At 55.6% G+C, this 23,015-nt stretch carries 14 protein-coding genes; 2 read left to right on the top strand and 12 right to left on the bottom strand.

Features of this window, described 5'->3' with window-relative positions; all coding sequences use genetic code 11:
* Positions 1-29: 29 nt before the first annotated feature.
* The 6 genes from MKY64_RS32435 to xylA all read right to left on the bottom strand — a co-directional run bounded on the left by MKY64_RS32435 (position 30) and on the right by xylA (position 9,436).
* Positions 30-929: a carbohydrate ABC transporter permease gene (locus MKY64_RS32435; protein ID WP_340957935.1), complete on the bottom strand. Its 900-nt coding sequence runs from the start codon at positions 927-929 to the stop codon at positions 30-32.
* Positions 930-943: 14 nt separating this feature from the next.
* On the bottom strand, positions 944-1,930 hold the full coding sequence (locus tag MKY64_RS32430) for an ABC transporter permease (protein WP_081751337.1): 987 nt from the start codon (positions 1,928-1,930) through the stop codon (positions 944-946).
* Between the two features lie 114 nt (positions 1,931-2,044).
* A complete protein-coding gene (locus tag MKY64_RS32425; protein WP_339314982.1) occupies positions 2,045-3,835 on the bottom strand; it encodes a sensor histidine kinase in 1,791 nt (596 codons plus the stop codon).
* Positions 3,836-4,034: 199 nt separating this feature from the next.
* Positions 4,035-5,588, bottom strand: coding sequence for a response regulator transcription factor (locus MKY64_RS32420; protein ID WP_340957934.1), 1,554 nt, complete (start codon positions 5,586-5,588; stop codon positions 4,035-4,037).
* Between the two features lie 220 nt (positions 5,589-5,808).
* The gene (xylB, locus tag MKY64_RS32415; protein WP_340957933.1) at positions 5,809-7,305 is read right to left on the bottom strand and encodes a xylulokinase; all 1,497 of its coding nucleotides are present in this window, start codon (positions 7,303-7,305) and stop codon (positions 5,809-5,811) included.
* 811 nt (positions 7,306-8,116) lie between these two features.
* The gene (gene xylA / locus MKY64_RS32410; protein ID WP_036730361.1) at positions 8,117-9,436 is read right to left on the bottom strand and encodes a xylose isomerase; all 1,320 of its coding nucleotides are present in this window, start codon (positions 9,434-9,436) and stop codon (positions 8,117-8,119) included.
* A 367-nt stretch (positions 9,437-9,803) separates the two neighbouring features.
* Between xylA and MKY64_RS32405 the strand changes: the two genes are divergently transcribed.
* Together MKY64_RS32405 and MKY64_RS32400 are read left to right on the top strand one after the other, a co-directional pair.
* Complete coding sequence (locus MKY64_RS32405) at positions 9,804-10,964, top strand: ROK family transcriptional regulator (RefSeq protein ID WP_340957932.1); 1,161 nt, start codon at positions 9,804-9,806, stop codon at positions 10,962-10,964.
* 142 nt (positions 10,965-11,106) lie between these two features.
* Positions 11,107-11,301, top strand: a complete 195-nt coding sequence (locus MKY64_RS32400; RefSeq protein ID WP_036694925.1) for a hypothetical protein — start codon at positions 11,107-11,109, stop codon at positions 11,299-11,301.
* Positions 11,302-11,480: 179 nt separating this feature from the next.
* On the opposite strand, the gene MKY64_RS32395 is transcribed toward MKY64_RS32400, so the two are convergent.
* The 6 genes from MKY64_RS32395 to MKY64_RS32370 all read right to left on the bottom strand — a co-directional run bounded on the left by MKY64_RS32395 (position 11,481) and on the right by MKY64_RS32370 (position 22,947).
* Positions 11,481-11,717, bottom strand: coding sequence for a glutaredoxin family protein (locus MKY64_RS32395; protein ID WP_036694922.1), 237 nt, complete (start codon positions 11,715-11,717; stop codon positions 11,481-11,483).
* An 83-nt stretch (positions 11,718-11,800) separates the two neighbouring features.
* The gene (gene trxB, locus MKY64_RS32390; protein ID WP_340957931.1) at positions 11,801-12,742 is read right to left on the bottom strand and encodes a thioredoxin-disulfide reductase; all 942 of its coding nucleotides are present in this window, start codon (positions 12,740-12,742) and stop codon (positions 11,801-11,803) included.
* Positions 12,743-12,947: 205 nt separating this feature from the next.
* Positions 12,948-14,915 carry a heavy metal translocating P-type ATPase gene (locus MKY64_RS32385; RefSeq protein ID WP_339311620.1) on the bottom strand — a complete coding sequence of 656 codons (1,968 nt, stop codon included), beginning with the start codon at positions 14,913-14,915 and terminating at the stop codon, positions 12,948-12,950.
* Between the two features lie 417 nt (positions 14,916-15,332).
* Positions 15,333-17,864 carry a GH36-type glycosyl hydrolase domain-containing protein gene (locus MKY64_RS32380; protein WP_340957929.1) on the bottom strand — a complete coding sequence of 844 codons (2,532 nt, stop codon included), beginning with the start codon at positions 17,862-17,864 and terminating at the stop codon, positions 15,333-15,335.
* Positions 17,861-22,279 (bottom strand): glycoside hydrolase family 2 protein, encoded by a 4,419-nt coding sequence (locus MKY64_RS32375; protein WP_340957928.1) that lies wholly within the window; start codon positions 22,277-22,279, stop codon positions 17,861-17,863. Before MKY64_RS32375 ends, MKY64_RS32380 begins: the two co-directional genes overlap by 4 nt.
* Before the next feature lie 2 nt (positions 22,280-22,281).
* Positions 22,282-22,947, bottom strand: a complete 666-nt coding sequence (locus MKY64_RS32370) for a hypothetical protein (protein ID WP_340957927.1) — start codon at positions 22,945-22,947, stop codon at positions 22,282-22,284.
* Between the last annotated feature and the right edge of the window lie 68 nt (positions 22,948-23,015).

The following is a 23,015-nucleotide window of genomic DNA, read 5'->3' as shown; positions in this document are numbered from 1 at the left end:
CTTCTCCCCTTGTCGCTCTGGGTTAAGGCCTAAGCCTTGACTGCACCCAGCGTCATCCCGCCGACAAAATACTTTTGCAGGAACGGATAGACCACGAGAATCGGCACCGTTACGACAATGGTAATCGCCATCTTGATCGACTCCGGTGAAATCTGCGCCATCTGTCTGGCCATATCATTCGCATTTGCCATTCCGCTGCCCTGATTGGTCGAAGACAGGACCTTCATCAGCTCGAACTGCAGCGTAGTCAGATGCGGCTTGTTGCCGTTGTAGAGATAGGTAGTGAACCACTCATTCCATTGCCCCACGGCCAGGAACAAGGCGATGGTTGCCAGCACCGGCTTACAGAGCGGAAGAATGATTTTGTAGAAAATCATAAAGTCATTCGCCCCATCCAGCTTAGCGGATTCCTGCAGGGCAAACGGCAGGCCGTCCATGAAAGAGCGGATAATGAACACGTTGAACGCGGATACCATACCCGGCAGGATGTAGATCCAGAACGTTCCGATCAGATTCAGGTCCTTCATGAGAATGTACATCGGCACCATACCGCCGGAGAAATACATGGTCAGGGCCAGGAATACCGAGACGAATCTTCTGGCTCTGAACTCCGGACGGCTGAGGGTAAAGGCCAGCATGGAAGCACTGATCAGCCCCAGAAGAGTCCCGGAAAGGGTACGCAGAATCGATATTTTGAAGCCTTGAATCAGCCCCGTATAGCTGAAGATCCGCTGGTAATTCTCCAGAGTCCAGACCCGCGGGAAGATATAGATGCCGCCCCGGACCGTATCTGTAGATTCATTGAAGGAAATCGCCAGCACGTTCAGAAAGGGATATAACGTCACAATCATAATCAGGATTAGAGCGATGTAGAGAAAAACATCGAAGACACGTTCACCTTTTGACATTTGGAATGCTTTGCCACCCATGGATGATCCCCTCCTTACATAATGCTTTCTTTGGCAAATTTCTTCATCAGACCGTTAGCGGTGAACAGCAGGATGACACTGACTACCGAGGTGAACATGCTTATCGCGGTACCGTAGGAGAACCGTCCAATCTGTATCCCGTATTTAAGCGCATACAAATCCAGCACTTCCGAATAATCGGTAACCATGTTGTTCTGCAGCTGGAATTGCTTCTCGAAGCCGATACCGACCAGATGGCCGATATTCATAATCAGCAGCACCATCACCGTTGTGCGGATACCCGGCAGCGTAATATTGAACATCTGCTTGACCCGTCCTGCACCATCGACTTTGGCCGCTTCATACAGCTCTTTATCAATGCCTGTAATCGCTGCCAGATAGATGATCGCGTTCCAGCCCGTTTCCTTCCAAATGTCAGCAGCCGTTAAGACTCCCCAGAAGTATTTCCCTTTGGCCATGAACTGAATCGGCTCATCAATCACATTCATCCAGAGCAGCAGATCGTTCACGATCCCTCCATCGATGGCAAGCGTCTTGTAGACAATCCCGCCTACAACGACCCAGGATACAAAGTGGGGCAGGTAAGATATCGTCTGAACCGATCTCTTGAAGACGTTCCCGCGCAGCTCGTTGAGCATCACGGCGAACAGGATAGGAACCACGAAGCCGAAGATCAGTCCCAGCATGCTCATCGCCAGTGTATTTCTTAATACGAGGTAGAAGCGTTCATCCTGGAACAGCTCCCTGAAGTTGTCCAGTCCGACCCATTTCTGCTCGCTGAACGACCTGACCGGCTTATAATTCTGGAAGGCCATTAGCCATCCCCATATAGGCACATAGCTGAATATAAATACCCAGATTACGAATGGAAGGGACATCAGGTATAAGTACTTTTGCTGGAGTACGCTTTTCCAAAATCCACTATTCCGTTTCGCAGGTGGGCGGGGGGTTACGCTTTCATTTGCTGTAACACCGCTTTCAGTGAGCGCTTTCACGATCATTATTCCCCCTTCGCTTTGATAGCTTTATCTTATCCCAGCGCCGGGGGCGAGAATACCCAACAGATTTCACGTAAAAACCTATAGAAATTAGACATTCTCCCCGCCTGTATCCCCTTAAGCCTTCAAACCACTGTCCTTAGGGATTGAAAATGTAATCCGGGTCCCCTCTCCCTCCCGGCTTGAGATGTTCAGCCCGTGCTCCGCTCCGTAATACAGAGTCAGTCTCTGCTGCACATTGCGCAGCCCGATCCGGCCCTGCTCCTCTTCCTCCGCCTTGGTGATGACCTCCATAATCGCAGCCAACCGATCTTCCGTCATGCCGATCCCGTCATCCATTACAATGACCTGAATCTCCTGATTCTCCGTGAGAGTGACGGCGATGCTGACATGCACCGTACCTTCCTTGTTCTCCAGACCGTGAACGACGGAATTCTCCACCAGCGGCTGGATAATCAGCGGCGGAATCATCACCTCAGCGGCGGCGGGATCGAAGGCAATCTCATACTCCAGCCTGTCCTCGTACCGGAACTTCTGAATCTCCAGATAGGAGCGGATCATCTCAATCTCTTCCTTGATCGGCGCTCTCTCCCGGCCTACTTCCAGGTTCTTGCGCATCAGCTTGCCCAGCAGCCGGACAATATTGGCGATCTCCCTCTCTCCCCGCAGATGGGCGTTCATCCGGATCGACTCCAGCGCGTTGAACAGAAAATGCGGATGAATCTGGCTGGCCATCATCTTCAGCTTAATCTCCCGCTGCGCGATCTCCAGCGTACTGTTCTTCTCATTGCTCTCTATCACCTGGGTAATCAGCTGGTTGATGCTGGCTACCATGTAGTTGAACTGGCGCGACAGCTGGCCGATCTCGTCTGTTCCATCAATGTGGGAGACGATGTTCAGGTTCCCGAGGGCGACTTGATTGAGCTGGCGGCTCAGCCGCAGCAGCCGGTTGCTCGTCAGCAGCGAGATGGTGTATACCAGTACAAGCGCAACCAGCAGCACCCCGATTACGATGAACAGACCCAGCTGACTCACCTTGTTGGCATCGCTCAGAATGCTTTTGGTCTCGAACACCGAGATAATCTTCAGCTTGCTGACACTCAGCTCAGGGATCATTTCATCGATGATAACGTAGGAATCCTTGTCCTTCACCTGCGTTGTGAACACGCCCTTGGACTGCGCCTGCACATCAATTCCAATGTCAAAAGCATCCACCGTGCTGCCTACCAGCTGCGGGTTTTTGGCGGATACAATATAGCCCTGCTCATCAATAATGATCGTCTCGAACGGCTCCTGGTGCAGCATCTGGTTCAGCTCATCCTGATTCACCTGCACCATCAGAATTCCTGACTTGCTGTATTCAGGGTAGGGAACCTGGCGGATCAGACTCAGCTTGTTGATGGTCCCTTTGGGGCTGTTGATATAAGGGTCCTTGTCGTGGATATACATCCAGTAGATCTGATTGTTCTGCATAGCCTGTGTATACCAGTTTCTCGTACGGATCTCCGGCGTTACCGGCGCGATGGACATATCGTCCACCAGTGTGGGATTATCGATGAAAAAGCGGATATTGGAGATCTCCCGGTACCGCAGCACATATTCCTTGAGGTCGGTATAATTCAGGTAGGCCTTGGTCAGCTCCAGAATACTCGGATAATGCGTATTGACCAGCCGCTCCAGATCCTCATCGAAATAGAGCAGATTCGAAATATCTGTGGGGACCCGCAGCTTGCTGTACAACTGGCTTTTGATCTTTTCCACGTTGTTGGTGGCCTGATCTATCGCTCTGTTCAAGGCTCCCTCCCGAAAATAATTTGTCAGAATCACCCCTGCAATCAGCACGGGAATCATCACCACTATGATATAAAAGAAGATCAGCTTGTATTTCAGCTTCATGTTATTGACCATCCGCACCAGCTTCTTGATATCAATCTCCCCCTCTCTATACAAACAGGCTGCTCCCGGATCTTCTGCAAGAAGGGGAACAGCCTGTATATCATAAGCCTCATACCTGAATCTCTGCAAGCTTGCCGCGACCTACAGTTCCAAATTTCCCCTCCGCTTCTTTTTGCTTTTCGTTAAGTGCTTTCGCGCTTCTTATATAAATTTAGTTCTCCTTGCGGTATGCGCTTGGGGAGACGCCGACATATTTGCGGAATTTGGCATTGAAGTAATCAGAGTTCATGTACCCGACCTGCTCGGCCACCTCATAGACCTTCATGCCCTGGGTCAGCAGCTGCTTGGCCTTCTCGATCCGCACCTTATCCAGATATGTGTTGAAGTGCTCGCCCACCTGGTTCTTGAACATTTTACCCAAGTAGGCGCTATTGTAGTTAAAAATCTCCGCAAGTGTGCCCAGCTTCAAATTCTCCTTATACCGGCGCTGGATCAGATCCGTGATCCGCTTAATCTCATCGCCGCGTCCGCTTCCGCTGCCCGTCAGCCTGGAGAGCTGCTCCATATAGCCCGACACCAGCCGCTCTGCATCATGCAGGTATCTGCTGCTGTAGACCTCGCCCATCGGCGAGGCTTGTCCGGCAATCAGCGGGCGCAGCTCGGGACTCGCTGCCTCCAGCCGGGCAATCGTGCTGCTGACAATCCGCAGCAGCTGGTCCTTGATATAGGTCTCGTCCCGCTGGGTATGCACGAGCTTGCGGATAATCTGCAGCGTAAGCTCCCTGGCTACCTCGCTACTGCCAGCCTCTACTGCCAGCAGCAGCTGCACCTCGATATCACGCTCGGGGTCCAGCTCCTCCTCCGGTTCAACCGCGCCTTGTGCAGGCTCCTCCCACAGGTCCGGCATTCCACAGAGCAGTGTGTTCTTCTGCCCGAAGAAGGCATCCTCCAGCCGGGCGCGCGCAGCCCCGAAGGACTCTCCGGCCTCTTCCGGCCGGACAGCTGCTCCGCCCGCTGCGGCCACGAACTCCAGCCCCTCCTTCGAGATCAGGTGGTGCAGCTCCTGCCAGAGCGCCGCCCGGGCGCGTTCATCCGGGAGCGGCTCCTTCAGCAGAATTCCCATGTACGGGGGAAGGGTGAAGAAGAAGCCGTGCCCCTCCTGCTCCTGCCAATGCCGCTCCATCAGCCGCTTCACCACATCTTCGCGGGCATCCTCACCCTTGTTAAGCCCTTTCAATTCCAGCAGCACCACTTCGCAGCTGCTGTCAGTGAGGCCCAGTTCAGCCGCGGCTTCCCCGCCTTCCTTCGAATTCGACTGCAGCAGCTCCCGCACCAGCACCTCGGTAGTTCTTGCCGGCTCCAGAGCCTGCCATTCGTTGATCCGTTCCTCCAGGCTGATCTTCTCCCGCAGCTCCTGCAGATAGCTGATCAGCTCCTCCTCATCCACCGGCTTGAGTAAATATCCGTCAATATGATAGGAAATAGCCTGCTTCGCATATTCAAAATCGGCATAGCCGCTCAGAATCAGCACATGGCAGCCCGGACTTTCCTTGCGCAGCTCAGCGATTAATTCCAGTCCGGTCATTCCCGGCATACGGATATCCGCCATCACAAGTCCAGGTTGCAGCTCACGGAATTTGTCCAGCGCTTCATAACCGTTAGCCGCTGTCGCCACCACGGTATACCCCTCTTCCTCCCAGGGAATCAAGGTGCGCATCCCTTCCCTCAGCTTGGGCTCATCATCCACAATCAGTACTTTGATCAATTGGGGCCTCCCTTCATGCCGTACTCGAGCTTCCGAGCCGGAATTTATCTTACTAAATAAGGAACACTTAAAATTGTACTTGAAGCAGTGTCGTCACTGCGGTGAACATTTGGACTTCCGGCCGCTGTTGTCACCAGATAGTCTTCTTATATAGATCTTATACCCTAAAGAAAACAAGCTGCCACCCTTTACAGGATGGCAGTCATTCCGTGCGGATATTCTATTTACGGTAAGAAGCCAGCTTCTCATTCAGTTCGCGGGTCTGGCCGTATACATCCTGATACAAAGCGAAGATCCCGTCATATAGCGCCGCCTGATCTGCATTAGGGGTATAGGTCTCTGCCGGACGGATGAAGGCTTCCGCACATGCACCTAGGGACTCGAACCAGCCTGCGCCATAGGCTGCCAGCATAGCTGCGCCCATAGCCGGACCCTGCTCGCTCTCCAGCTTGATGATCGTAGCGCCGAAGATATCAGCCTGCATCTGCAGCCAGGCTTCATTCTTGGCCCCGCCGCCGATCGCCACGACCTCGGTAATCTCTTTGCCGGATTCACGCACAATCTCAATCGATTCACGCAGCGAGAACGTGATGCCTTCCAGCACAGCCCGGGTAAAGTGGGACAGGGTATGTCCGGAATCCATACCGATGAAGCTGCCGCGGATGCTCGCATCCGGGTGCGGGGTGCGTTCCCCGCTGATGTAAGGGGTGAACAAGAGACCGCTGCTGCCAGCCGGGATTTCGTTCACTCCCTGCAACAATTCGTCGAAGCTCTTGTCTGCCGCAAAGGTCTCCTTGAACCAAGTCAGGCTGTGTCCTGCCGCCAGGGTAACACCCATGATATAGAAGGCATCCTTCTCACTGTGGTTGAAGAAATGCACCTTGCCTTCGAGGTTAAGATCCTTGTTGCTCTCGTAGGACAATGCCACACCGGAAGTCCCGATGCTGCACATCGTCCGGCCTTCACCCAGAATGCCGGCACCCAGTGCGCCGCAGGCATTGTCTGCCCCGCCGGCGAACACCTTGGTGGTAGGAAGCAGGCCGGAGGCTTCGGCAACTGCCGGAAGCAGAGTTCCTGTCTGCTCGAAGGATTCCACGAGTCTCGGGCAGAGGGAGACCGGCAGATCGAACGCTCCGGCAATCTCCGCACTCCACTGCTTCGCGCCAACGTCGAGCAGCAGGGTTCCGGCTGCGTCAGAGTAGTCCATAGCGTAGTCACCCGTCAGGTGGTAGCGCACATAATCCTTCGGCAGCAGGAACAATTCAGCCTTCGCGAGTACCTCCGGCTCATGCTCCTGGACCCACAGAATCTTCGGAAGTGTGAAGCCTTCGAGCGCGCGGTTTCTGGCGATATCGATCAGCTTGCTGCCGAGCTTCTTCTCAATTTTGCGGCATTCCGCAGTCGTACGTGTATCATTCCATAGAATGGCGGGACGCAGCGCCTTGCCTTCGCCGTCAACGAGCACAAGCCCGTGCATCTGGCCGGAGAAGCTGATACCGTCGATCTGTCCAGGCTCTGCACCCGATACTTCCATCAGACGCTTCAGACTGGCAATGGTTCCCTTCACCCAATCCTCTGGGTTCTGCTCACTCCAGTTCGGCTGGGGTCTGCTGAGCGGATACGCTTCAGAGTGCTCAAAAGCCACCTTGCCCTGAGGATCTACCAGTACAGTCTTTACCGCGCTGGTTCCAAGATCGACGCCAATTACATATTTCATAGTTATCCTCCTAAAAGTTTTGCGGGGTTCCGCATCCTGTATTCTCTTCGAGCAAAACTCGCTTCGTAAGCATACGCTTAGTTATATGAAGCATTACTTCTCTTGGAACATCTCCGCAATATAACTCGCTTCGTAAGCATAATCTTAAGTTTTGCGGGGTTCCGCATCCTGTATTCTCTTCGAGCAAAACTCGCTTCGTAAGCATCAGCCGTTCCAACGGTTTCAATCCACTGAAGATGCGGCCGCGATTGTATTTCCTGCAATAGATTCTCGTTAAATCGGCGGAAAATCGTAGGCAATTGCACTTTGTACACTAGAATTCCATGAAAAGGCTGTTTTGTACGGTATCCTCAAATATCTGTTGTACGGAATACAGCAGAATGCTATTTTGCAGCCAAATTAGAGCATTCTACTGCACTAAATACACTCACACAGTCCTAGTAGAGCATCAGAGCTAAACAAGTGAATTTATTCAATAAACAAGGTAATGTATGAAGATGCGTATGAACCGAACCAATCGGTGGTAGTTGTATTCTGTACATCTAAATAGAGTGAAACGAAAGATTCTCCTCTTCTAACTGTACTTTGTACAACTAAATCTGCCCGAATAGGCGAAAACCCGGGTACGGAGGCAGTTTAATTGTATGAATTACAACTAAACGGATATTCGGCGGTACATCAGATGATTTAGTTGTATAAAATGCATTTCCAGTATTAAAAAAGGGGCTGCCGAAGAATGCTCTCTTCAGCAACCCCCGTTGCGTGTATTCTCTAATGAATCTGCGGGCAATCCCGCAAATCCGGCAGCGTCTTACTCAGCAGTCAGGATGTACTGGTTAAGTGTAGCTCTCAGCAGTTCCTGACGTCCGGATTTGTTCGGACGCGGGCTCTCGTTGTTCAGCGCGTAGTCAGCCAGCGAAGCCAGTGTCGCTTTGCCGGATACGATGTCAGCGCCAACGCCTTCGTTGAAGCTGCTGTAACGCTCAGCGATGAAGTTCTCGAATACGCCGTCTTCCAGCAGCTTAGCAGCTACCTTCAGGCCCTTAGCGTATACGTCCATACCGGAGATATGTGCCAGGAACAGATCCTCAGGCTCGAAGGAAGGACGGCGTACTTTGGAGTCAAAGTTGATTCCGCCTTTGCCCAGACCATCGTTCTTCAGTACTTCATAGAGAGTCAGTGTAGCATCGTAGATGCTTGCAGGGAATTCATCTGTATCCCAGCCGAGCAATGGATCGCCCTGGTTCGCATCGAGTGATCCCAGCATACCGTTGATACGGGCTACGTGCAGCTCGTGCTCAAATGTGTGGCCAGCCAGTGTAGCATGGTTCGCTTCAAGGTTCAGCTTGAAGTGCTTATCCAGGTTGTACTTCTGCAGGAATGCGATGCAGGTTGCTGCATCGAAGTCATACTGGTGCTTGGTAGGCTCTTTCGGCTTAGGCTCGATCAGGAACTGGCCGTCGAAGCCGATTTCCTTCGCATAATCTACAGCCATACTGAACAGGCGGGCAATGTTGTCCTGCTCCAGTTGCATATTGGTGTTCAGCAGTGTTTCATAACCTTCACGGCCGCCCCAGAATACATAGTTGTCAGCGCCCAGACGTTTACCCACTTCCAGACCTTTCTTCACTTGTGCAGCAGCGTGTGCGAATACGTCAGCGTTGCAGGTGGAGCCTGCACCGTGCATGTAGCGCGGGTTGGTGAACATGTTGGCAGTGTTCCACAGCAGTTTTTTGCCGGAAGCCTTCATGCCTTGTTCAAGGATGTCTACGATCGTATCGATGTTGCTGTAGAATTCACGCAGGGACGCGCCTTCAGGAGCGATGTCCACATCATGGAAGCAGTAGTACTGCAGGTCCATCTTCTCCATGAATTCGAATGCTGCTTCTGCACGGGCCTTAGCCTTGTCCAGCGTGCTCAGTTTGTCCCAAGCGCGGACTGCAGTTTCAGCGCCGAACGGGTCGGAACCGCCAGCTGTTAATGTATGCCAGTAAGCCATTGCAAATTTCAGGTGTTCTTCCATTGTTTTGCCGGCTACGATTTCTGTAGGATTGTAGAATTTGAATGCATAAGGGTTGGTGGAACGGCTTCCCTCGTAAGAGATCTTGCTCACTGTTTCAAAATAAGCCATTTGTAAAATCCTCCTCGATATTTTGCTTCGCCCGCAAGCGTTTACAGCATCATCTTAACACATCTCTTTGACTTTGTATATTGGTTAAACAAAGTTTTTTTATTTTTATTTTCCCCGCTGTTTCGCGTGTCTACCGGAGCTTATATTCACCTTCATAAGTTCCAGTTATTTAAAAATATGTAACGTTCGGACCGTCCAGCTCCAACGGATATAGTTGCATTTTTACGCTCTTCATTCTAGACTAGGGGGCATACCCGCGCAGCGGAGAGCGTCTTCACAGCTACCCTCCTCCCGCCTGTGCAAGGGCCCAGTAATCTACTCGGTTCTATACTGATAAATTCTTATATTGTAAAAGGAAGTGTGCTGCTTGAAAGTTACCGGTGATCAGGCGCTGGTCAAAAAAATAAACAAATCGATTATTTTACATACCATCCGTATGCATTCCCCCATCTCGCGGGCCAAGGTGTCCGAGGTGACAGGATTGAATAAAGCTACCGTCTCCAATCTGGTAGCCGAGCTATGCGGGCAGCAGCTCGTAACCGAGGCTGGACCCGGAGAATCCAGCGGCGGGCGTAAGCCGCTGATGCTGCATTTTAACGAAATGGCGGGAAGTGTGATCGGGATCGAGCTGCGCGTGAAACAGCTTAAGGCCGTACTCTGCAACCTGGGGGGCGGCATTCTTCATGAACGGGACAGTGTGCTGGAGAACCACGACTTCCCTTATGTGCTCGGGCAGATGCAGCAGATGATTTCGGAGCTAATCGCTACGGCCCCGCCTTCACATTATGGACTCGTCGGCATTGGTGTCGGCGTCCCGGGAATGGTCGATGAGCACGGCGTTGTCCTGTTCGCGCCCAACCTGGGCTGGGAGATGGTAGACCTGCGTTCGATTCTGGAAAGCGCCTTCGCGGTGCCAGTCACCATTGATAATGAGGCCAACGCAGGGGCTCAGGGTGAGCTGAACTTCGGGGCGGCCCGCGATGTGCGCCATCTGCTGTATATCAGCGCAGGCTCGGGGATCGGGTCGGGGATTATTATCGGCGGAGAGTTGTACAAGGGCGCGCGCGGCTATGCGGGTGAGACCGGACATATGACGATTGAAGCGGAAGGCAAGCCTTGCAGCTGCGGCAGCCGGGGCTGCTGGGAGCTGTACGCCTCCGAGAAAACCTATGATAACCCCGGCCTCTCCCTCCCGGCCCGCACAACGACCGGACTGGTCAAGTATGCGCTTGAGGGGCAGTCCGATACGCTAAGCCATTTCAACTCCATTGGAGAGTATCTGGGGATCGGAGTTACCAATCTGATCAACAGCTTCAACCCTGAGCTGATCGTGATCGGCGGCGCTCTATCGGAGGCGGAGCCGTGGCTCGGCGAGCCGCTGCGCCGGGTGGTAGCTGAGCGTACCCTCCCCTACCACAAGCAGCAGCTCGAAATCACCTTCTCCAGGCTGGGAAGCCGGGGAACCATGATTGGAGCGGGTTTTTCAGCGGTGATGCATTTTCTGGGCAACATCCGCGTCACCCTATAGACCCTTAAATTCTTATATTTCTTAAAATCGCCGCATTTTTTTCTGCATTTCCTGCTCTATAAGGAGTGGCTATCCTATATAATAAGGATACTCGTGTGACATTTGTCACCACACCCCTTTTTCTGAAATGGAGAGAGAATCCATGACTTATGTTGATACGTCTGATATTTCGGCGAAGATGTTCATCGCAGTGCTGCTGCTGCTGCTCATCATTGCTCCGCTCGTCAGCCTCGGTGTCCTGCGTCTGTTCCAGTCGCGGAAGAAATCGGGATTCCTCCTTATCGCCAGCGGCATTGCCGTCTATGCTGTCTTTCAGATGTTCATGTCTCTTACCTGAGGCCTGCAAGCAGACAGAAATGACGTAAGCAAGTAGAGAAGCAGCATTTAAGATTGTTCATTTTCGCTAAAGCAGGCCAGGCCAATGGGCAGATTTAAATGTTGTTTTTCCTCCGCATGCACCGCAAAAAGCCGCCTCCCACCGGGAAGCGGCTCTATATATTTCAGGACTGCCGGCTATTATTCCGTTGCAGCCAAAGCCTTGTCGAACTTGGTCTTGTTCATACCGACGATCTTCATATCCCCGATCACCGTAATCGGCACAGCTCTCATGCCCATATCCCACACCTGCTGGGCGTACTCTTCATTCTGCTCGATGTTGCGTTCTTCGTAGGCTACCCCTTTATCGCTCAGGAAGCTTTTCACCTGACGGCAATGCGGGCAATTCGTCGATGTGTACACAATTACATTCTCCATAGTATGATTTCCTCCTCGTATCTAAGTATTAGACTCTGAGCTCTATTGTAGCACCGGAATCCCTGCTTCTCCAAATGCCAGACTTACATAATTACCGCGCTGTGCTCCAGGCTCTCGATATATTTCTCGGCATCCATAGCCGCCATACAGCCGCTGCCTGCAGCCGTAATGGCCTGTCTGTAACGGGTATCCTGCACATCGCCGCAGGCGAATACGCCGGGAATGTTCGTCTCGGAGGTGCCGGGATTCGATACGATATAACCGTTGGCATCCGTAGTGATCTGTCCGCCCAGGAATGCCGTATTCGGATGATGGCCGACCGCCACGAATACGCCGCTGGCTTCAATGAACTCTTCTTCGCCAGTCTCGTTGTTGACAACCTTCAGCCCGGTTACGCCCTTGTCTCCGGCAATCACTTCAACAGGGGTGCGGTTCAGTCCCCAGGTCACTTTGGCGTTATCACGGACACGATCCTGCATAATCTTCGAGGCCCGCAGCTCTTCACGGCGGTGCACCAGGGTTACCTTGGATGCAAAGCGTGTCAGGAAGCCCGCTTCTTCAAGCGCGGAATCGCCGCCGCCGACCACCACGATCTCTTTGCCGCGGAAGAAAAATCCGTCACAGGTAGCACAAGTGCTGACCCCGCGGCCAATATTATCCTGTTCCCCGGGAATTCCGAGATACTTGGCTGTGGCACCCGTGGAGATAATCAGCGTATCCGTAATCAGTGTGCCCATACCTTCCACGTTAAGCTTGAACGGACGGTCGCCCAGCTCCACGCTGTTCACCCAGCCGGTCACGAACTGTGCGCCGAATCGCTCAGCCTGCTTGCGCATATTATCCATCAGATCGGGACCCAGAATGCCTTCCGGGAATCCCGGGAAGTTCTCGATCTCCGTTGTAGTTGTAAGCTGTCCGCCTGGCTGCGGACCTTCGATAACGAGCGGGTTCAGGTTCGCACGGGCCAAATATATAGCAGCTGTCAATCCGGCCGGTCCAGTACCGACAATAATTGATTTGTACATGATGATATCCCCCTTGAGATGGACGGAAAAGACGCCATTCCTTATTTAAAATAATTATAATCTAGTATTTATTATGATCACCTCAAGGGGAGTTGTCAATATGCCAGACCCGTTGTAAACGCTCCATTTTGTGAACAATTCAATTTTAAGCAATTTAAAATAAGCGGGCGCACCTATTCAGCTGCTCCCTCCATTGTACCGGCCTCTAACGCAGCAGACGCAAACCGTTAAGGATAACGAGAATCGTACTTCCCTCATGCCCGACCACCCCGAACGGCAGCGCAATCCCCTGCACAAAGTTGCTGATCATCAAGGCGGCAATGACCGTTACGGCAAAAATCATATTCTGCTTCACAATCCGCTGCGTCCGGCGCGCCAGGGCAATCGTCCCGGCAATCTCCTCAATGTTGTCATTCATCAGCACCACATCAGCAATCTCCAGGGCAGCCCCGCTGCCCTTCATCCCCATGCCCATGCCAACTGTTGCGGTTGCGAGCGCAGGTGCATCATTCACCCCGTCGCCTACCATGATAACATGACCGTATTGCTCCCGCAGCGCCTTGATGTGTGATACCTTATCTTCCGGCAAAAGCCCGGCGAACACGAGATCTACGCCGCTCTCACCCGCAATGACCCGGGCTGTAGCCTCGCGGTCACCGGTCAGCATCGCTACCTTGATCCCCAGATCATGCAGCTTGCGCACGGCAGCCGCCGCCTGCGGGCGCACAGTGTCCTGCAGGGCAATCATTCCGGCAATGGTCTCTCCGGAAAGGATCAGCGATACCGTTTTGCCTTCCTGTTCCAGCCTGCTGCGCAGAGCCTTCCAATGGTCCGTATCCGCCCCGGCAGCCGCCCCTTCCGCTTCATCCAGCAGATTCGACTTGCCGATCCGCCACAACTGGCCGTCGATGACGCCTTCAATTCCCCAGCCGGTGACCGACTGGCTCTCTTCAATATCCCGCAGTCCGATCTGTTCCGCTTCCGCCAGCGCGACAATGGCCTCTGCCAGCGGATGCCCCGACAGCTTCTCAATAGAGGCGCTCACGGCCAGCAGCTCTTCCCGCACATAGCCTTCTCCGGCGATGAAGTCCGTGACCTGCGGGATGCCTTCCGTCAGGGTACCCGTTTTGTCAAAAGCAACGACCGAGGTCCGTGCCATATTCTCCAGATGTACCCCGCCTTTGAACAGGATGCCTTTGCGGGCGCTCTTGGAGATGGCCGACAGCATGGCGGGCATGATGGAGGATACCAGCGCACACGGGGAAGCCACGACCAGGAAGACCATTGCCTTGTAGAACGTATTGCTCCAGCTCCAGTCCAGCACAAACGGCGGCAAGGTGATCAGCAGGACCGTGGCAGCCACGACAACTCGGGCATATACGGATTCAAGCCGTTTGATAAAACGCTGCGAATCCGGCACTTCGTTCTCCGCCTCTTCCACCATGCGGATGATTTTGGCGAACAGCGTATTCTCGGCCGTCTTCGTCACTTCTATATAGAGGGGGCCTTCTCCATTAACGGTACCGGCGAATACTTCACTGCCGGCAGCTTTGTCTACGGGAAGCGATTCTCCCGTGATGGAGGCCTGATTCACAGATGATTCCCCCCGGCATACCTTGCCATCAGCGGGAATCAGTTCACCCGGACGGATCAGCAGCAGATCTCCGAGCATGAGCTCATCAATCGTTACCTCACTCATCGCCCCCTGCTCAATCCGGACCGCAGTAGCAGGCTTGAGGGCCAGCAGAGCGGAGATGTCCTTTTTGCTGCGCTCCATGGTGTAGCTCTCCAACGCTCCGCTCAGGGCAAAGATGAAAATCAGCATCGCCCCTTCATTCCAGTACCCGATGGAGGCGGCACCCAGCGCTGCAGCGATCATCAGCAGGTTGACATCCAGGTCACGCTCCTTGACCAGCGTCTCCACGCCTTCTTTCGCCTTCATCCAGCCGCCCAGTGTATAAGAGATCACATAGAGGATAACGGATAAGACCTCCGACCAGCCGCTGGTAGCCCAGGCTACGAGCATAATCAGCCCGCTCCCCAGAGCGGCCTGCATTTCGGAGTTGCTGAGCATCGCCAGCGGATCGAAGCGGCGCGGTCCCGGAGTGCGGGGCTGCTGCGCCCCTCCTTGACGCGCTATAGATTTGGGCATTGATTTCGAGGTTGCTTGCATGAACAATCACCTTCCTGAATGGTTTTGGTTAAGCGCACACTTGAGAATGAGAGCCATTATTAACACCCTTAAAATGACACATGCTGCCCCGGCATCGCCGGGACAGCATGTTGAATGGGTATGGTAGTTGAGGATAATGACTGAAAGATAAATGAGAATGATAATCATTGTTGCAATAGAGCAACTATATTTCCTTCGCGCAACTTATAACTATACTATACCACGCCAGGCGTAAAAGTAAACCCGGGGGCAAGCCTGATTTTTGGGAAAGAGGGGGTTGCATCAACCGGCTGTCGTTGAACACTAACAAAAAGTCCCGCCGGGGCGCTGCTAAAGCCGTTAGCGGGACACTTTTTATACACTGCTTATATACTCTGAATCTAACTTAGACACTCTGTCTATACAGAAAGCCTATCGTTATAATATGACCTCCACTTTCACTGATTGTTTGTGCGGATATGCGGGGATGACTGTTCCTTCGAGCCGTTCGCCGTCCACCCGGATTTCTTGGACGCCTGAGCAGACATGGCTGTTGTTCTTCACGGTAATCTCATACTCGCAGCCACGGAACCGCCGGGTGACCGAGAAGCCCTCCCAGGCAGACGGGATGCACGGGTTAATGGACAGTCCGGCCAGCACCGGCTTGATGCCCATAATGTACTGTGTAGCAGCTACATACATCCACGCAGCCGTCCCGGTCAGCCAGGATACATTCGCCAGACCGAAGCGGTCGGACTCCGGCCCGAACAGGTTCGAGGCATAGACATACGGTTCTGCCTTGTAGCGCCAGATTCCGGCTTGCTCCATGGCGATGTTCGGGATCAGCTGGCGGTAATATTTGTACGCCTGATCCCCTCTGCCCAGCATGCACTCCGCAATAATCGCCCAGGTATTGGCGTGGCAGAAGACGGCCCCGTTCTCTCCGGTTCCTTTGTTATAGTTGGTTAGCGGATCGGCGGGATCGGGGAAGGTGGTGATGGACGGATGCAGTTTTTTGATACCCAGCTCTGTATCGAGAATGTCGCGCACACTGTCCATCGCCTTCAGCCCCTTGTCAGGCTCGGCCATCCCGGACAGGGTCGCCCAGGTCTGGGCATTGAGCCAGATCTGGGCCTCCTCATGCTCGGCGGTACCCAGATACCGCCCGTCATCCATCACCGCCCGCCGGAACCACTTCCCGTCCCAGCCCAGCGTGTTCACGAGCGACTTCTGCTCCCCATAGAGCCGGTCATAGTACGCCGCATGCTCCGGGTAACCGGAAGCCGCCGCCAGATCCTTCATACGCAGCAGCACCGTCCCGAACTGCATTGCTGTCCAGATGCTCTCCCCCCTGCCCTCACGGCATACGCGGAAAAGCTGGTCATTCCAGTCCGAGCGCAGCATCAGCGGAAAGCCGTTCGGTCCCAGCCTGGAGACGGTAAAATCAATCGCCCGCTTCAAATGTTCATAGAGCGGCGCTTCACCGCCATCATAGAACGGAATATTTTCCTGAAGGAATGCCGCGTCTCCGGTCTCGGCAAGAATGTCCCAAACGGCCAGCGCCGTCCACAGGTGATCATCCGAATGGATGCTGGTCACCGGGTCCCAACCCTCATTCGGGAAAAAGTAATGATTCACATGCCCGTCCTGATACTGCTGCCCGAGGAGCAGGCGGACTTTATCTTTGGCGGCCTCGGGATCGTATGGTACGACTGCCAGAATATCCTGTGCGGTATCCCGGTAACCTACGCCCCGGAAGGTACCGGTGGCATAGTACGAAATATTGCGCGAGAAAAGGAAATTCCGTTGCGACTGGTACGGATTCCAGGTGTTAAGCATACGCTGCGCATCCTGATCCGGCAGTTCACAATTCCATGCCCCGAGGTAATGCTCCCAGTTCTCCTGAAGCGCCGCGTAGGAACGGGTGACGAAATCCGCCTCCCGCGAATGGTCGATGGCCCGTTCAATCTCAGCCTCGTTCATCGCTGTTCCGAGGAAAAAGTTCACGGTGCGGGTCTCGCCGGGCGCAAGCTTTACCCGGACCTGGAGTGCACCGCAGGGGTCGCCTCCCAGAATGGCCGAGCCGGTGCAGCCCCCCTGCTCAATAGCGGCCGGATTGGATTCACTGCGGTAGCTGCCGATGAATTCTTCACGGTCTCCGTCATACCCGGCGAGCGGTGCATCGGACATCATATAGACGAGCGGAGTTTCGTCCGGCTTGGGCTGATTTTCCACCCCGTATTTGTAGATCAGCGCTTCCTTCTCATGATACTGCACCGACACCTGATGCTTGTTATAGCATTGCCATTGCAGCTCGCGCATGAATTCCATCATCCCAAACTCGGCGTAAGCATACACATTCAGCTCCTTGACCTTGCTGCTATTGTTCGTCAGCGTCAGATTCCAGATCAGGGAATTCTCATAGGGCCCGACAAAATAAACCGTCTTCGCCGCCAGCTCATCCGCCTGCGCTTCAAACCGGGTATAGCCCATGCCATGGCTGCTCCGCCACTCCTGCGGCTTCCGGAAGGCCGGCTCATACGTGGGACACCAGTAGCTGCCTGTTCCGGCATCCTGCAAGTAAATATACGGGCCGGAGCGATCGGTGGGCAGATGGAAGAAACGGTAGCGGGTAATCCGCCAGATCTGCGGAGACTTATAGAATGAAAGTCCGCCGCCCGCATGGGACAGCATGGTATGGAAGGTCCCGTTGGATAGATAGTTCAGCCAAGGGGTCGGCATGTCATGCCGCTTGAACTCCACCTCCCTCGCGTCATCATTGAAGGCGAAATACTGGTCCAGCTCAGTAGTGCGGGCAAGCAGACTGACCCCATAAGGCGGTTCTACAGCCTTGTTACTCTGTGCGCGGCCGGAAGGGCCTGCGGGTGGTGTGGATGATGCAGATGCTGCGGATGGTATCGGTTCATTGGCGTTCATATCGTCTGCTCCTCTCCATTTGCTGTTGCTCATTTGGGCTCCACCTCATCCATTGTCAGGCGGAACTCCAGATCATTCATATACGTGCCGTCTGTATTCAGGAATACCATGCCGAAGGCAATATCCTCCTGCGCTCCCCGGACGATGGCGATCAGGCGGTTGATCCTGCTGGCCAGCGTAATCTCCTGTTCAGGCTCAGGCACCAGCCTGCCATTCATATAGATCTCAAAAGCACAGGCCGAGTTCACCCGGAGTCTGCCGGTTCTCGTTCCACCCGGCTTCCCGCTGCCTGCGGCTGCTTCGGTTGCATCCCCCGTCTCCGGCAGATGCACGAAGCAGCTCAGGAACAGGGGCCGGCCCTCCGGTGCGGGGATGAGGAAGGTTCCGTCCGGGCGCCGTTCTTTTTTCTTCATCCAGCCGTATAGGCCTTCCCCCAAATTGTTCAGGGAGAATTCGGGGTCTGTATAGTAGTCCTTCATCGCCTCATAGCCGGTATGCGGCGGACAGAACAGTGTCATTGCGGCCTCCACCGCCCACTGCGCATCTCCCTTGTCATGAAGCAGCAGCTCATCGGCGAAAGCGGCCCCGAGATTGCCGAGCAGGCGCGTGTAGAGCCTGAGACTCTTGTCGCTATCCGGGTCGGCGAGCAGCTGCGAGCAGACGATCTCTCCTGCTCCGGCCGCCTGCCGGATCACAAAAGCTCCCGGAGCAGCGGCCTGGCGGCGGTTCAGCTCGACCAGCGCCAGCCTGCTGTATTCCGCCGTATGCAGCCCGGCGAAATAGTCCTTCCAGGCTGTGCCTTCGACGCTGGTGCACAGCACCTCCGCATCTGGCACCTCCAGCCTGTACCCGGCCAGCTCCCGGTTGACGACATCCCGGGGCGAGAGATGCACCTTGTCGAAGCCGAACAGGTCGACCGGGCTGATGCCCTGCATGGCGGCGTGCGCATAGTCCGCCGCCAGATGATACGTCCCGTGCGGCGCGATGCGCACGGGAGCGTCCAGCAGGCGGGCGAGTGCCTCCTGCCCGCCGGGTTCTGCCGGCAGCACCAGCACGCTGCCGCCGGCCAGGGCTGCCTGGCGGACGGCTTCCGCCGCGCCCGGTGCGCCTAGCAGTGCGGCCTCCACGACGAGGAGGCCGGGGGTCAGGCCGGACAAGCCTGCGGCGCTGTCCAGCCTGTGGCCCTTCAGGCGGAGCTTGCCGAGCAAGGCTGCCGCCGGACTGTCGCTGCGGACCCAGACCGCAGCGGATTGTGCCGCGGCTGGATCGGCTGCTGCGGGCTGCACCGCAGCCGGGGCTGGAGCAGTTACGGCTGCGGTAAGATCGGTGCAAGATGGAACGGCGGCGCATTGCTCCTCTACGACGGACCTGGCGGCGGTGGCAAGATCGGCTGCTGCGGTCTCCGGCGCGGCGGACCGCAGCGCAACAGCCGCCGGACCAGCGGCCGCGTGGACTGCGCGGCCCGCATACTGCAGCAGGCTGCGCAGCAGCAGCTGCGCCTGGGGAACCCGCTGGAGATGGTCCATAATCTCCAGCTGATTCGCCAGGAACATGCCTGCTCCGCTGCGGTATTCCAGCAGTGGCGACCACAGATCGCCGCCGTCTCCGAAGTCCCCTGCGCTGCATTCCAGCAGCAGTGTGAAGTCGCCGATTACCGGCTTCTCGAACGCCGCATGGATGATCGGCAGCGGCCCGTCCTCGCGCAGCTCCTCATGCCAGTACATCAGATCTTCCGGGCCTAATCCCCGGAGCACCGGATGCCCGTAATCCCCGGCATGTGCGCGGATGAATTCCCGGCGGGTGAGCGGCAGTCTGCCGCAAGAGAGATGAAGCTGCTCCAGCAGCAGCAGCCGGCCGCCCCGCTGCACGAATCCTCTCAGCCTCCGGTCAAGCGCCCCATCCTTATCCTCCATCTTGCTGCCGACAATCAGCAGGGTCCCGGCGGCAAGCCCTTCTACAGCTTCCGGTTCTACCCGGACCAGATCGGGCACCAGCGCCTGAATCGCCTGGAAGTCCCGGTCAGAGCCGATGTAAGCAGCGGACAGGGCGATCTCTACCGGCTCGGTCCGGCAGCTGCCGGACAGTAGGCGGTAGCTTACCTCAAGCTCATGCATCAGCTCGCTGCCATGGAACAGCCGGGCAGACAGCGTGGCTTCTCCTTCACCTAGTGGTGCTCCTACTCCGGCCCCCTCTCCTCCTTTTGCCCCTTTTCCTACTCCTGCCCCATCTTGTACTGATGGCCCATCTCCTGCTGCTACCCTATCTCCTACTGCTACCCCAGCTCCTTCGCCATTGACCGGCTCCGGCATCCACTCCAGCCGGATGCTCCGGCGCTGAGCAGGCTCATGACGGAAGCGGAGGGTCTCGCTGTGTACGCTGCGCCCGCCCTGCATGACCTCACATTCGATCGTCACTTCCTGCGCGGACAACGTATCGTTATAGACATCGAAGCTGCGGGAGACCGGCGCATCATCGAAGAAGCAGCGGTTGTATTCGGCGGCAATCAGCGTTACCGGCTTGAAGGCCGCGGCCATAATGGCAAAAGCCGGATTAGGCCTGTAGACCGGATACTCCTCCGGCAGCAGCCCGTTATTCAGCGAAAGCGAGTAGGCCGGAATCACAGCAGGCTTGGGGCCGGGTGTGGTCAGATCAGCCTGCGGCAGCTTCAGCTCCTGCTCCGGCATCGCCCGCATGAAGTAATGGACAAAGTTAAAGGTAGAGATGCCTGAGACGCCCTGCCGCCGTGCATATTCCACGAACAGCCGCTCCTTGTGGGCCAGACCGGCAGCACTTGCGTCCGAATCCTTATATACATCCATTCCCGAGTACATGCTGCTGTTCTGCGGACAGATGTACCACCAGCCGCCATGCTCGCCGAAGGTAAGCGGAACCCGCCGGTCCCACTGCGCGATGGTGCCGTCAATGTTGTAATGGCGGCTCTCCACCTCGGTCTGCTGCCTGGAGACAAGGCGGTTATCCCCTTCCACCATGACCGGGCGGGTATCATCCAGCGCCTTCATCAGCTCAATCAGGCCGGGGATATGCTGCTTGTATTCATCGCGTCCATCCACCCAGCGCATCTCGTTCTGCACACTCCACAGGATGACCGAAGGGTGATTCTTGTCCCGCTGCACCAGCCGCTGCACATGCGCGCGGCAATTGCCGATGAAATCGGGATGCGCGGCATCCATGCTTTTGCTGGAGCCGTAGATGGCCGTCTCATCGACAATCAGCATCCCCTCCTCATCGGCAATCCGCAGATAATCTGACGGATACGGCTGCGCATGGAGCCGGATGCTGTTAATGCCCGCCTGCCGGCACATCCGGTACCAGCTCCGGATATAGTCCTCTGTCTGCTGGGCCGCACCCTGAAAATGCCAAGAGTCCCCCCGCAGATTAACGGGAATCCCGTTCAGCATAAACTGCGGCCCTTCGCACCAGAACTCCCGGAAGCCGAAGGTCTCGCTCCGGCGGTCCAGAACGACATCGCCCGATTGAAGCACTAGCTCCAGCTCATACAGGACAGGGGAATCCGGGCTCCACAGCATGGCCTCCTGCCAGGGCAGGCTGAATGCCGCTCCTCCCCACTCCCGGCTATCGGTATTGACGCATAACTGCCGTCCTGCCGCAGCCTCCGCAGGGCGAAGCGCTACTGCGGCTTCCGCTTCAAGTACGGGCAGCGGACGGGCGGCCGCCAGCTTCTGCGACAGATGGGGCGGCTCTGTCCGTGCGGCCGGAACGCCGGACGTTCGCTCCCTGACCTGCAAAAGCACCCGCAGTCCTTCGGACAAGGGACCGTCTTCTGTGCCGCTTATCAGGGCATCCACTTCCAGCCTTCCCTGCCGGACAGAGGTGCGGATCGTAAGATCCTCCAGCGATACCGGCGGATAGGCCTCCAGGAAGACATCCTGCCAGATGCCCCGGGCGATTCTGCCGAACCAGGAGCCGGAGAGTCCGGTGATTTTGGTCTCCCCGGAGGGAAGCACCGCCGTGTCGAAGCTGCCGCAGACCACGTGCAGCTGCTGCTCCCGGCCGGGCTTCACCAGCCCGGTGATATCCAGCCGCAAGGGCAGGAAGCCGTCCTCCCAGAGCGCAATCCGCTCGCGGTCCAGATAGATGGCCGCTTTTTGCATAATGCCATCGAACCGAAGTACGACCCGCTGCTCCAGCATTGTCTCCGGCACCTGAAAGCTGCGGTGAAGCACCCCGGCTTCGGCTGCATTCCATTCCTCCGGGTAGCTGTACACATCGAAGGGCTGAAAATTATGGTCGGCGACTTCGCCGAATTTGCTGCCAGAAGGCGCAGTATAGCTGTAGCGCCAGCTCGATGGAACCTGTATTTTACGGGCCTCGTATTGCAATTTCTCCGGAAGGGCGCGAGTGCGCGGCTGGTCATAGAGCGGCATGAAATCCCACTCACCATTGAGACATATGGATGTACGTAGCATAATCATTCTCCTTTTTCCGCATAGGGGCGGGGGATGGTTAGGACGAGCGTAAGCTTTTTCCAAATGGCCTGATCCGGCGGCATCTCACTCCATTTCCTGAAATGCGGGTCCATCACCTCACCCCAGTTGTCCGGCCGGAGATTCGTGGCAAGCTTCCCGGCGTACGGGGCTGGCTCCACCGTTGCAGGCAGCTCGGAATAAAAAAACAGAAGGTTCTCATGCAGCCCGATAATCCCATATTTGTCGCCGTCCCCCGGATGCTCCTCCTGATACTGATAATGGTGATACACATAGCTTGCGACCTGCTCCGGCTTCAGCGCCGCCACTCTTCCGTAGGGGGTTCCCGCCGCATGACTGCGCTTCCAATGCTCTGCAGAGACCGGCTGCTGATAATGGAAAATATCCATCATAGGCACCCACAACCGGGGCTGCTCCCCTCCCGGCCATTCCTTGAGCATCTCTGCCGCGCCCTGAAATAGCTGCTCCGGCTCCACCTCCCGGCTGGTGCACTCATAGTACAGAAACAGCTCCTTACCATCCTGAAAAATACTAAGCCGTGCCAGGCCCAGCCTGTCCATGCGTTCATTCAGCAGTCCGGTCTGTGCGCCCCAGAACACTGACGGATTAGCACCCTCCCGGCACTCGGCTCTATATAAACAACGCTGCATCGTATCCCTCCAACCTTATGTCATCTCCCCTTTAGAGTACCGTATCCGGCGGGCCGATTCCTTGACGA

This window comes from Paenibacillus sp. FSL R7-0210, assembly GCF_038009085.1.
Lineage (GTDB): Bacteria > Bacillota > Bacilli > Paenibacillales > Paenibacillaceae > Paenibacillus_AQ > Paenibacillus_AQ silagei.
This window is presented reverse-complemented; position numbering and strand designations above follow the sequence as displayed.